At 36.9% G+C, this 13,076-nt stretch carries 13 protein-coding genes; 9 read left to right on the top strand and 4 right to left on the bottom strand.

Annotated elements, in window-relative coordinates:
• Positions 1-123: 123 nt before the first annotated feature.
• The 8 genes from L1275_RS04830 (at position 124) to L1275_RS04795 (ending at position 9,150) form a co-directional block, all read left to right on the top strand.
• Entirely contained in the window at positions 124-1,128 is a 1,005-nt protein-coding gene (locus L1275_RS04830) for a MoxR family ATPase (RefSeq protein ID WP_253470375.1), read from the top strand.
• A gap of 105 nt (positions 1,129-1,233) precedes the next feature.
• Entirely contained in the window at positions 1,234-2,097 is an 864-nt protein-coding gene (locus L1275_RS04825) for a DUF58 domain-containing protein (RefSeq protein WP_253470373.1), read from the top strand.
• 14 nt (positions 2,098-2,111) lie between these two features.
• Positions 2,112-3,737, top strand: a complete 1,626-nt coding sequence (locus L1275_RS04820; RefSeq protein ID WP_253470371.1) for a BatD family protein — start codon at positions 2,112-2,114, stop codon at positions 3,735-3,737.
• Positions 3,734-4,735, top strand: a complete 1,002-nt coding sequence (locus L1275_RS04815) for a VWA domain-containing protein (protein ID WP_253470369.1) — start codon at positions 3,734-3,736, stop codon at positions 4,733-4,735. Before L1275_RS04820 ends, L1275_RS04815 begins: the two co-directional genes overlap by 4 nt.
• Before the next feature lie 11 nt (positions 4,736-4,746).
• On the top strand, positions 4,747-5,775 hold the full coding sequence (locus L1275_RS04810) for a VWA domain-containing protein (RefSeq protein WP_253470367.1): 1,029 nt from the start codon (positions 4,747-4,749) through the stop codon (positions 5,773-5,775).
• Between the two features lie 31 nt (positions 5,776-5,806).
• On the top strand, positions 5,807-6,625 hold the full coding sequence (locus tag L1275_RS04805; RefSeq protein ID WP_253470365.1) for a tetratricopeptide repeat protein: 819 nt from the start codon (positions 5,807-5,809) through the stop codon (positions 6,623-6,625).
• Position 6,626: 1 nt separating this feature from the next.
• Complete coding sequence (locus tag L1275_RS04800; RefSeq protein ID WP_253470363.1) at positions 6,627-8,384, top strand: BatD family protein; 1,758 nt, start codon at positions 6,627-6,629, stop codon at positions 8,382-8,384.
• Between the two features lie 7 nt (positions 8,385-8,391).
• Positions 8,392-9,150, top strand: coding sequence for a tetratricopeptide repeat protein (locus tag L1275_RS04795; RefSeq protein WP_253470361.1), 759 nt, complete (start codon positions 8,392-8,394; stop codon positions 9,148-9,150).
• A gap of 86 nt (positions 9,151-9,236) precedes the next feature.
• Here the strand turns inward: L1275_RS04795 and L1275_RS04790 are convergent, their stop codons facing one another.
• From L1275_RS04790 to L1275_RS04775, 4 genes are all read right to left on the bottom strand, one after another.
• Complete coding sequence (locus L1275_RS04790; protein WP_253470359.1) at positions 9,237-9,851, bottom strand: hypothetical protein; 615 nt, start codon at positions 9,849-9,851, stop codon at positions 9,237-9,239.
• Between the two features lie 312 nt (positions 9,852-10,163).
• Positions 10,164-10,778 (bottom strand): hypothetical protein, encoded by a 615-nt coding sequence (locus L1275_RS04785; protein WP_253470358.1) that lies wholly within the window; start codon positions 10,776-10,778, stop codon positions 10,164-10,166.
• 198 nt (positions 10,779-10,976) lie between these two features.
• Entirely contained in the window at positions 10,977-11,996 is a 1,020-nt protein-coding gene (pheS, locus tag L1275_RS04780) for a phenylalanine--tRNA ligase subunit alpha (RefSeq protein WP_253470357.1), read from the bottom strand.
• A gap of 85 nt (positions 11,997-12,081) precedes the next feature.
• Entirely contained in the window at positions 12,082-12,438 is a 357-nt protein-coding gene (locus tag L1275_RS04775) for a hypothetical protein (RefSeq protein WP_253470356.1), read from the bottom strand.
• Positions 12,439-12,518: 80 nt separating this feature from the next.
• Here L1275_RS04775 and L1275_RS04770 point away from each other — a divergent pair, with 80 nt between their 5' ends.
• Positions 12,519-13,046 carry a CvpA family protein gene (locus tag L1275_RS04770; protein WP_253470355.1) on the top strand — a complete coding sequence of 176 codons (528 nt, stop codon included), beginning with the start codon at positions 12,519-12,521 and terminating at the stop codon, positions 13,044-13,046.
• Positions 13,047-13,076 lie beyond the last annotated feature (30 nt).

Raw genomic sequence — 13,076 nt, 5'->3', positions numbered from 1 at the left:
AATGAGCCCTAACGACATCTTATAGGTGAAATATTTAACCTATTATTAACAAGGAAAAAGTAAATAATTTTTGAATTTGCGCCAACTAAACAACTAAGCCATTATAGTACAAAGATAATAGATATGGAAGCTACTGAAAACACGCATGATATTCGCGCATTAAATGAGAAAATCGAAAGAGAAAGCGCTTTTATAGATCTGCTCTCCCTTGAGATGAACAAGGCTATTGTGGGTCAAAAGCACATGATAGACCGATTACTAATTGGGTTGTTGGGTCAAGGACACATCTTGTTAGAAGGGGTGCCTGGACTTGCTAAAACTTTAGCTATAAACACTTTAGCAAAAGCCGTTCACGGTTCTTTTAGCAGAATTCAATTTACTCCGGATCTACTTCCTGCCGATGTTGTCGGCACAATGATTTACAATATTAAAGAGAATGACTTCTCTATTCGTAAGGGTCCCATCTTTGCTAATTTCATTTTAGCTGATGAGATTAACCGTGCCCCAGCGAAAGTTCAGTCGGCACTTTTGGAAGCGATGCAAGAGAAACAAGTAACGATTAGTGACGAAACTTTTCTGTTAGATCGCCCTTTTTTGGTGATGGCTACACAAAATCCTGTTGAACAAGAGGGAACTTATCCGTTGCCAGAGGCACAAATGGACCGTTTTATGCTTAAAACCGTGATCGATTATCCGAAATTAGAAGAAGAACGTCAAGTAATTCGTCAAAATTTATCGGGTGCTAAGGTTACAATTAACCCGGTGGTTTCACTAGAACAAATCGCTCGAGCGCAAGCTGTAGTTCGCGAGGTTTATATGGACGAAAAAATTGAGAAATACATTTTAGATATCGTATTTGCCACGCGTTATCCGGAGCAATTCAAACTTGAAAAACTAAAACCATTAATCAGTTTTGGCGCCTCACCACGTGGAAGTATCAATTTAGCGATGGCGGCAAAATGTTATGCGTTTATTAGAAAAAGAGGTTATGTGATTCCGGAGGATGTTCGCGCAGTAGTCATCGATGTATTGCGTCATAGAGTCGGAGTTACTTATGAAGCAGAAGCGGAGAATATTACTTCTGTTGATATCATCAATCAGATTGTAAATGAGGTAGAAGTGCCTTAATCGACCACGATAATTATATTTATTCTATCCCTATTTGCTTTCTTATTTTTAATATGGGAATGGATAGGGTTATTGAGGTTTAAATAAATTTCATCAAATTCAAAAATGGAAACAAAAGACATCCTAAAAAAGGTCAAGAAAATTGAGATAAAAACCCGTCGATTAAGCGATCATATTTTCTCTGGAGAATATCACACTTCGTTTAAGGGACGCGGAATGACTTTTGCCGAGGTACGCCAATACCAGTTCGGAGACGATATTCGTTCGATCGACTGGAATGTTACCGCCCGGTACAACGAGCCTTATATCAAAGTTTTTGAAGAGGAACGGGAGCTAACCATGATGTTGGTCGTAGACATCAGCGGTTCAGAACATTTTGGATCTACAGATCAATTTAAAAATGAGATCGTTACAGAAATAGCAGCAACGCTTGCATTCTCAGCAACTCAAAATAATGATAAAGTGGGATTGTTACTATTTTCTGACCAGATAGAACTTTATATTCCACCAAAGAAAGGAAAAAGCCATGTATTGCGAATTATTCGTGAATTGGTCGATTTTAAACCGAAGAGTAGAAAAACGAACTTATCGCTGGCTTTGGAGTATCTTTCCAAAGTTTTAAAGAAGAAAGCTATTGTATTTGTGCTGTCGGATTTTATCACAGCAAATTATGAACAGACGCTTAAGATTTCGGCTAAGAAACACGATATCACCGGTATCCGTGTTTATGATCTTCGAGAAAAATCGCTACCTAAATTGGGATTAATCGCCGTGATGGATGCAGAGACAGATGAAAAGGTTTGGGTCAATACCAACGATACGGCTGTGCGACAGGAATTTGAAAAGAACTATCTAGATCACGAAACTTTTTTTCAAAAGACTTTTTATAAATGTGGTGCCGGAGTTATCCAAATGCACGTAGAAGAAAGTTATGTCAAAAAATTACTTGGTTATTTTAAATCGAGATAATCGTTAACAACAAGATGAAAAAACACAAAATAATATACCTATTTTTAATTTGTTTGTTCGGAGGAGCTCTTCAGGCTCAGAATCCGGTGAAATCCAGTATTGATACCACTCAAATAAAAATTGGTGATCAATTTGAATTGACGATCAAAGCACTTTTAGACAAAGGGACAGTGGTTCATTTTCCTGAAAATGAACGCATGGGAGCTTTTGAAGTGATCAGTTCTGAACCCGTTGACACTTTAATCAAAGCGCATCAATACGAATTGATCAAAAAATATAGTCTGACTCAATTCGATTCGGGCACTTACCAATTACCTCCACTTCCCGTATTGGTCAATAACAAACAATACCTTACTGACGCCTACTCTATATTGGTTCAGAATGTAAAAGTGGACACGCTAAAACAACCGATGTACGAGATTAAAAGTATCTCGACTAGCGGCGCTGGGATTTCTTCGAATTGGTATTATCTCATCGCAATAGCGATCTGTGTAATTTTGGGAATCGCCCTATATTATTGGATTAAGAAACGTCAAGAACGCAATCTTTCGGAAGATGATTTATTCAAAACTCCTTTCGAAAAAGCCTCGAAGAAACTCGACAAGTTAGCTGCAAAAAAATTATGGGTACGCGGGGAAACCAAAACGTATTATTCCGATATGACCGATATCGCTCGGGTTTTTATCGAGGAAACTTTTAATATTCCTGCGAAGGAACTAACTACTTTCGAGTTGTTAACCATTTTTAATCAGACTCTTAATTCCAAAAAAATCAAGATCGACAAACGCGTAGTCCAAGCATTTAAGAATGTTTTTCAAACGGCCGATTTAGTGAAATTCGCCAAATCACAACCGCAAGAATTTGAAATTATCAATGATACCGAAAAAATCCAAAAGGTAATCAATGAAATCAATACCGCCTATCCAATATCCATGGAAACCCAATCGGAACAAATTCGATTGCGCGAGCGACGTAAGAAAAAACGCAAAAAATTCAGAACGCTGGTACCTTTGACGATTAGTGCTGTATTGTTGGTATTAACGGGTATTATCTATTTAATCAATAATACGGAAAGCGGCTCTTTCTTTAAGAACCTATCTTTTAGTAGTTCCAAACGATTACTAAACGGAGACTGGATACAAAGTACCTATGGTAACCCTGGTGTTGTTGTAGAAACCCCTAAGGTTTTAACACGTATTATCGACCCTAGAGTACAACAAACCCTACCACCAGGAGTAAAATCGGCTGTACAATTTAGTTCTGGTCAGATTACCGATGCTGTACAGGTCTTGTTAAACATCATTCATTTTGACAAAGAAAGCAGTTATACCAAAGAAGAAATTCTGGCTCATTCCCTAAAGGTTATCACCCAGAATCTACAAGCCACTAAGGTCGAGTCTAAAACAGCAGTTTTTGAAAATGCCAAAGGAATACAAGGCACAAAAAGCACAGGTACCTTTGTCATCAATAATCCGATTAGTAAAAAAGAAGTAATCATTCGTTTTGAATTGGCTTTAATACAGCAAGGGGAAACCGCCCAAGAAATTGGCGTTTTCTATGAAGATACCGATACGGTTGGAACGCAAATTGCTCAAAAAATATTCGAATCCATTCAATACAAAACTGAAGAAAAAGAATGAGACAGATCACTTTTTTATATCCCGAATTGTTTTGGTTATTCTGCCTATTACCTATTGCTTTTTATATCTGGTATCGCAGTAGAAATAACCAGAAACCGACTTTAACTTTAAGTTCCACCGAAGGATTTTTAAAGAAGAAGTCACTATTGGTGCGCCTAAAACCCCTGAGTATCGCTTTAAAACTATTGGCCATAAGCGCGATTATCGTTGCACTTGCTCGTCCTCAAACTGTGGATGTCAGTAATAAGGTACATTCTACTCACGGGATAGATATCGTTATGGCCATGGATATTTCAGGTAGTATGTTGGCAAAAGATTTAAAACCCAATCGTATAGACGCTTTAAAAACCGTTGCAGCCGATTTTATAAAAAACCGAACCAACGACCGAATAGGACTTGTTATCTATGCAGCAGAGGCTTATACCAAAACACCAGTTACCAGTGACAAACCTCTTTTACTAAATGCCTTAAAGGATGTGGTTTACAACGACGACCTTAAAGACGGTACCGCTATAGGAGTAGGACTGGCAACCGCTGTCAACCGATTAAAGGATAGTCCGGCCAAGAGTAAGGTAATTATACTGCTGACCGACGGTGTTAACAATGCCGGCTTTGTCGATCCGCGTATGGCTACGGATATTGCCAAAGAATTTAAAATAAAAGTTTATACCATCGGTATTGGAACCAATGGAATGGCCGAATCCCCTTATGCATATTCGCCTTCAGGAGAATTATTATTTAGGATGATGCCCGTAGAAATTGATGAAGCTTTATTAAAGGAAATCGCACAAAAAACCGATGGAAAATACTTTAGAGCTACGGACACCAAGAGTCTAAAGAAAATATATGACGAGATTAACTCCATGGAAAAGACCAAGGTAGACGAGCAAAAATTTGTGAGCCGAAATGAGAAATTTCACCTTTTCGCACTGCTGGGATTTATCCTGCTTTGCTTGGAATTTATCTTACAGAAAACACTATTTAAAGGTTTCATATAACAACCAAACCAATGTGGGAATTTGACAACATAAAATATTTCTTTTTGCTAGCGGTACTACCGCTATTGCTACTGCTATTTATTGTAAATAACATCTGGAAACGCAAAAGACAAAAAGAATTTGGAAGCGTAAAAGCCCTTCAGATTCTAGCACCAAATCAATCCAAAAACAAAGCCAACATCAAAGCGGTATTGTACTTCGCTATCTTGGTTTTAATCATAATCGCGTTGGTTAATCCTAAAATAGGAACGCGAATTGAAACGGTAAAGAGACAAGGTATTGACATTGTTTTTACTGTAGATGTTTCTAAAAGTATGTTGGCCGAAGACATGGCACCCAACCGTCTAGACAAAACCAAACAATTGGTGTCGCAAATCATCAATGTTTTGGGATCTGATCGTATCGGTATAGTCGGATATGCCGCCAGTGCTTTTCCAATGCTGCCCATCACCACAGATTATAACGTGGCTAAGATGTATCTTCAAAATATGAATACCGATATGGTTTCTTCACAAGGTACTGCCTTTGAAGATGCGATTACAGTAGCTAGTAATTATTTTGATGATCCAAAGACCAGCAAACTGATGATCTTGATATCCGATGGAGAAGATCATGGAGACGGGCTTGAAAATGCCATACAAATTGCCAAACAAAAAAACATTAGCATCATTACCATCGGTGTCGGCACGGAAGCTGGAGGCCCTATACCTATTAGACAAGGTGGGACAACCGAATTCAAAAAAGATTCGAATAACGAAGTGGTTATCACCAAACTCAACTCCGAAACCCTTAAAGCGATTGCTCAACAAACCGGTGGTCGTTATTACTATGGCTCCAATACGCAAGAAATAGTTGGTCTGATCAAACAAGACTTAAACAAAATTGAAAAATCAGACTTTGAAGCACAAGAAATCGCTGAGTATCAATCACAGTATCAATGGTTTTTAGCTTTAGCACTATTATTATTGCTTATTGATCTTTTTATCTTGGAACGCAAAACCAAATGGATGAAAGAATTGAATTTATTTAATGAAAAATAATCTGGAAATCAGAACGATATAGCTTTGAATTATGAGACATTTCCTAATATACCTATTACTATTAACGGCCTACTGCGCGCAAGCACAATCGGCAAAATCATCACTTGCTAACGGCAATAAGCTTTATTCAGAGAAGAAATATACTCAGGCAGAAGCCGATTACCGCATCGCTCAATCCAAAGACCCTAAAAACATCAGTTCGACGTACAATATGGGCAATACGATGTACAAACAAAAACAGCTCAGCGATGCTGAACTGGTCTATCTAGAAGCTGCTAAAAAAGCTACTTCTAAAGAGGATAAACATCGCGCTTTTCACAATTTAGGAAACACCTATATGCAGAATAAAAATTATTCAGCTGCCGTTGAAGCCTATAAAAATGCTTTGCGAAACAATCCTAAGGACGAAGAAACTCGTTATAATTTTGCCTTAGCTAAAAAGATGCAACAAGAAAATCCGGATCAAGATAAAGACAACAAGGACAACAAGGACAACAAGGACAACAAAGACAATAAAGACAACAAGGACAATAAAGACAACAAGGATAACAAAGACAACAAGGATAACAAAGACAACAAGGACAATAAGGATAACAAAGACAATAAGGACGATAAAGATAAAAAGGACGATAAAGGAGAGCAGGATAAGAAAGATAACCCTGGAAAAGATCCTAAAGACCAAGAAGATAAAGGTGATAAAAAACCACAGGAGGCATCGGGCAATCCAAACCAACAACAAATGGAGCGAATCTTAGATGCCATGAATAAAGAAGAGAAGAAGGTTCAGAAACGACTTCAGGACAAAAAGGGAAAACCTGCAGTATCCGGAAAAAACACAAAAGATTGGTAAGATGAAAGTATTCGATAAATATTTAATCGTTTTCTTACTCACTTTTTCGCAAGTGATGTTGGCACAAATAAAATTTGAGGCGGTTGTCAATAGAACAACCTCGCCTCAAAATGAAATGTTGCGTGTTGATTTCTCGATGAATGGAGATGGGGATAATTTTCAACCACCTCGATTTGAAGGTTTTCAAATTGCGGCAGGTCCGAATCAATCGGTTAATTATTCTTGGATAAACGGTGAGAAGTCATTTAGTAAAAGCTATTCGTATTTTTTGATTCCGACTCGAAAAGGTAGGATGACTATTGGATCAGCCTCGATAGAAATCGAGAATAAAGTTTATAAAACCGAACCGATTACCGTAACCATTACCGAACCATTAAAAAGGGAGGAACCCCAGATGAGTGATTCTCAACAACAGATGTTGAAAGGTATACATGTAGTTACCGAAGTGTCTAAGAGCAATCCCTATATCAACGAACCCATTACAGTTACCCATAAGTTATATGTTGGATTTAATTCCAGTGTCCGTGGTTTTATGGAAACGAGTAGTCCTAAGTACAACAAATTTTGGAATCACCCGATTGAACTTAAACAACAAAAGATAGAACAAGGCACCTATCAAGGTCAACAATACCGTTATATCGTTTTAAGAAAAGTAATTTTGATGCCGCAGGAATCTGGTGATCTCGTTATAGAACCAATGGTATTGGATATTGAAACCGAACTACCTACTGGAAGGCGCGATTTCTTTGGATTTCCTGAAATGGGAGTTGTCCGAAAGGTATTTTCCTCCGGAAAGAAAACCATCAAGGTCAAAGCTTTACCTGAAAATGGAAAACCAGAAGATTTTAGCGGTGCAGTAGGACAGTTTACCTTTAAGGTAACTCCTTCTACAAAAGCACTGAAATCTGGTGAAACATTTACCTTAAACGTAACAGTGGAAGGGAAAGGAAATCTAAATCTCTTTTCACTACCGCAGCCACAAGCTCCAACAGCATTAGAAATTTATGATCCAATTAGTTCAGAAAATATCGGACCAGGCGCTTCAGGTTTACAAGGTTCTAAAACCGACAAATACACGATTATTCCACAATATAAAGGGGATTATTTGATCAAACCGCTGACATTTAGTTATTTTGATTTAGCTACGAACACTTATAAAACCATCACCTCAGACTCCATACCAATTGAAGTGCTAGATGGTCCGATGCTGCCAACCAATGAACAAGTCAACAAAACCGAAAAGATCGTTGCGGCCGACAAATTTTACGATATTAAAACAACCACAACTTTCGAATCTGCCAAACCAAAGGATTTCTTGGGTTCAACCTTGTTCTATATTTTAATAGTATCACCGTTGATTGCCATGCCTCTATTTGGATGGATCATTACTCGGAAACGCCGAAAAGATGGGGATTGGCAAAAGAATAAATTAAGACAATCCAATCGTCTGGCGCGTAAATATTTGGGAGAGGCTAAAAAGAACCTAAGCAATAAAGAAGCTTTTTATGAAGCTCTTGAACGTTGTTTACACAATTTCTTAAAAGCCAAGTTACATATAGAAACCAATGAGATGAGCAACGATAATATCGAAGAAATCTTAACCGAAAAAGGAATACAAAAGGAAACGATAACGGACTTTATGAATTTGAAATTCGCCTGTGAATTTGCGCGTTACGCGCCAACCGCGCAGGTCGAAATGAATGCCCACTATCAACAAGCAATTGGAGTAATCTCTGAACTAGAAAAACAATTCAAATAAAATAATCATGAAAAAATTTATTTATATTCTATTGTTTTTAAGCTCTTATAGCTGGGCACAAACAGCAACAATAGATCCGGAATTTCAAAACGCCAATACCCTTTATCAACAAGGTAATTATGAAGATGCGGTAGCGCGTTATCTCAAACTGATTGAAAATGGTAAGGAATCTGCAGAGTTGCATTTTAATCTGGGTAATGCCTATTATAAATTGCATCAAACAGCTCCATCGATCTACCATTTCGAAAAAGCATTATTACTCGATCCGGATGATATAGCGATAAAAACCAATTTGGGCTTTGCTCAAAAAACAATTTTAGACGATATTCCCGTAGTCCGCAGCCTCGGCTCAAAAGAGATTATTCACAACAGCTTGAAAGCCCTTTCGTATGATAGCTGGGCCTGGCTGAGTGTAGCTGCCGCTTTTTTGATCTTGCTTTGCTACATCGGATATTTCTTAGCCAACAACAGCAGTATTAAACGCTTGTTTTTTGGGTTGATGATACTCTTTGGACTTGGAGCGGTGTTTACGATAAGTAGTGCTTACTTGGAACAAGAATACGTAAAAAACTACCGTACCGGCATTATCTTCACAGATAAGATAGAACTTAAGGCCGATGCGAAAAACAGTTCTAAAACGCTCGCAACGCTTCATGAAGGCACTAAAGTACTTATACTCGAAGAAAAATCACTGTGGACTAAGGTTAAATTGAATAATCAGAATACGGGTTGGATTTTGAAAGCCAGTTTTAGAGAAATTAAGTAGATACGCGGATATGCAAATAAGATGATACGCGAATAGGCTGATACGTCTATTCGCGTATCATCTTATAGGTAAATAGGCTCATAGACCTACATGGGTCTGTACAAAATATCGAAACGACCTGCTTTTGCGGTAATTATGTTATTTCGATTGTTTTGATCTTCCGCTTTGAAGTTGAAAATCCCAGACATAATTTTGTTTTCAGTATCTAATTTTACAATTTCAATCTCTCCCTCAGTACAACCATAACTTCTTTGGTCTACACTACTATTATAAATCGCGAAAACAACACCGTCTTCCTGACTTCCAGAGAAGGCTAACTTGTCTCCTTCTTTTATCGGGTTTACAGATCGATAATCCAAAACAAAGGAGTCTAGATAATTCCTTTGATTATTAGCGATAATTCTTAATACATATTGTTGAGTATACGCTTCTAAATAATAACGCATTTTGTAAATGGGCTGTATAGGAGATTCAGCTGTGATCTTACTCTCAACAGGCAAACATTGAGAAGAAAGGCAGGATATAAACTCTCTTGCTCCCATCTTAAAAGCCAGAGTAGCCCTACCCGCTGTTGTAACCTCTGGATAGGTCATGTATTCAATTGGAGGCGGACAAACACTAATTTCCACTGCATCATCATCACTAGAACAAGATCCTAAACACAATCCGATTCCGAATAGCGTTAAAATAATTTTTTTCATAAATTAAAATTTCATTTGCAGACACAGTTAAAAAAACGGATAAAATAGCTTATCGTCAAAAAAATGACAAAATATTAAAATTCGATACACTTACTAAGGACATTTAGAACTGGTATTATCGCCCTGTTTGCTTCTCATAAGTTTTAAATCAGCAAGGTGATATGAATATCATAAGCTTGAAGTTTCTAAACAGCCATTACAAAACTCAAAAGTGTCACAAAAAAAGAGTCTTCACTAACGAAAAGACTCCTAATATATTTTGGTATGATTATGCTTTCTTTTATAACTGCTTACCGCATTAAAGAAATTGTACTAATAATGATCACTATACGACAAATCAAAACGTCCGTCCTTAATTTTAATTGTATCATTGGTTGTTTTCATCACAGCAGAAAAATGAAACGTTCCAGAGATTACTTTGGCAACGGTATCCAATTTAAGGACCTCCATTTCTCCCTCAATTGCACTATAGTAAACACGCTCAACAGCTGCTCTATAATTTTGAAATACCACCGTCACTAAACCAATATCTTCTTTTGATTTTAGTTCACCAATTTTATATTTCCCTCCCTCTTGCAATGGATTAGGACCGAGATAGTCAATTTGCAACCGCTCTGCCCTTTGCATTTTTTGATTATGGGAAGACACACGAAACTCATAACTTCTAGCTAAGACATTATGCTTATACAAACTAGTTAATAAAAATTTACCATCAGGTATACTCTCACTTACAGAAGTCGGTAAATTATGGGAAACAAACTCGTACGCGTCCATTTTGAATGCTAAAACATCCATTCCTACAGTAGTAATAGCAGGAAAGAACATCCAACCATCCCTCCCTATTCGCTCATCACCTATCGTTTTATTGTCGTCACTAGTACAGGACACGACTGCTAGAACAAGAAATACACAAATAATACGCTTCATATACTAATTTATTATATTAATTTAATAACTAAATATCTATCTTAATCTGCTAAAATAACATAATTATGCTTTTATAAAAAAAATATTATACTTTTTTCGAACTTGTTAATTTTATAAGCTTTTTTCTATACCCGAAGCCGCATAAAAAAACCCGTAACAGTTAGACTGTTACGGGGATCATATAAAGTATATAAAAATCTAGAAGCTAGATTTGAATTGTTCTAAAAATCGTACATCATTTTCATAAAACATACGGATATCACTAATTTGGTATAACAACATCGCCATACGTTCGATACCCATACCAAATGCAAAACCGTTGTACTCGTTTGGATCGATATTACAGTTTTTCAAAACGTTTGGATCAACCATTCCACATCCCATAATTTCCAACCATCCGGTTCCCTTGGTAATGCGGTAGTCGGTTTCGGTTTTTAGTCCCCAGTAAATATCTACCTCAGCACTAGGCTCTGTAAATGGAAAATAAGACGGACGTAAACGGATCTTAGACTTGCCAAACATTTCTTTTGTAAAGTATAGAAGCGTTTGTTTTAAGTCTGCAAAGGATACGTTTTTATCGATATACAAACCTTCTACTTGGTGGAAAATACAATGTGAACGCGATGAGATGGCTTCGTTTCTAAAAACACGACCCGGAGAAATCGTTCTCAAAGGCGGTTTGAATTCATCCATATAACGCACTTGCACAGATGATGTATGTGTTCTCAATTGCATTTCAGGATTGGTCTGCACAAAGAACGTATCCTGCATATCTCGTGCTGGATGGTATTCTGGGAAATTTAGCGCGGTGAAATTGTGCCAATCGTCTTCGATTTCCGGTCCCTCTGATACATTGAATCCAATATTGGAAAAAATGTCGATAACCTGATTTTTCACCAAGGATATCGGGTGTCTAGACCCCAAACTAATCGGACTTCCAGGACGCGTTAAATCACCATAAATCCCTTGAGAGTCTTCTTTGGATTCCAAAAAATCTTGAATAGATTTTACTTTATCCTCAATGGTAGTTTTTAATAAATTTATCGCTTGTCCAAATTCTTTCTTTTGATCATTAGGCACCGTTTTAAACTCGTTAAACAAGTCGTTTAGGATCCCTTTTTTAGAAATGAATTTAATTCGAAAAGATTCAAGCGCTTCTTTGTTATCGGCAGAAAAGCTCTGGGCCTCTCCAATAAACTCTTTTATTTTATCAATCATTTTAAGTCAAGTAAAACGCAAATTTACGTCATTTAAATTATACTGAAAATTATAAACTTTAAAAAAAAATTATTAATTTACTATCTTACTCGATAATGCCTCTCTCCATAAAATACGACACTATGGCTTCTTTCATCAAAACCGACTGCTCACCGGCTTTTAAAGCTGGTAATTGTTCCTTAATTGTATAGTGTGGCCAACCTTCATCATCAAAACGTTCAAACTCATAATAACCATAAGGCTCTAACAAGCGGCAAATAGCTATATGCATTAAGTTTAATTTTTCGTCTTTTTTATATTTCTGATTTGGTTTCCCTAATTCCTGTACTCCGATTAAATAAATAATCGCATCTAAATCTAATATATCGCCATCTGCGAAACGGGTAGATAAAAAACCAACCACTAATTCCCAGCGCGCTTTTAACTGTTCGTCTCTAGCCATAATTCTGTTGTATTATTTGCAAAGATACTACTTCCTTGTAAAACGAATTTATAATATCTTCGCATCAAATTAAGAAAAAAATGTTACTGATAGATTTATTGTGTTTGGTTGGATTGGTTTACGGTTTTTATAAAGGTTTTTCAGACGGCCTATGGGTTTCCATCGCTTCGTTTATATCTCTACTCATCGGACTTATCGGTGCTATTAAGTTCTCCACAGTTATTAAAGATTTTTTAGGTTGGGACACCAAAATGTTACCGCTAATAGCATTTGTACTGACTTTCCTACTGGTAATCGTTTTGGTTCAACTGTTAGCCAAAACACTGACTCAATTGTCTAAAGCTGTTTTCCTCGGTGGTCTGAACCGAATTTTTGGCGGACTTTTTCAAGTATTAAAATTCCTACTGATCGCTTGTATTCTAATGACCCTTTTTCTAAAAGTCAACTACAACAACTTTATGGCTTCACAAGAAACCTTAGACAAATCGTATTTATATACCGTAAATAAAAGTGTTTCCCAACATATACTGCCAAGTGTATTTAAATTATTTGATGATTTGTTTGAACAATCTATTGATCAGATTACGAAAACCGATACCGAAGAATAACTCACTGGCAATACGCCTATTATCCTTGAC

This window comes from Flavobacterium sp. HSC-61S13 (genome assembly GCF_024171535.1).
Taxonomy (GTDB): domain Bacteria; phylum Bacteroidota; class Bacteroidia; order Flavobacteriales; family Flavobacteriaceae; genus Flavobacterium.
The sequence above is the reverse complement of the archived record's forward strand: the minus strand, read 5'-3'. Positions and strand labels throughout refer to the sequence as shown.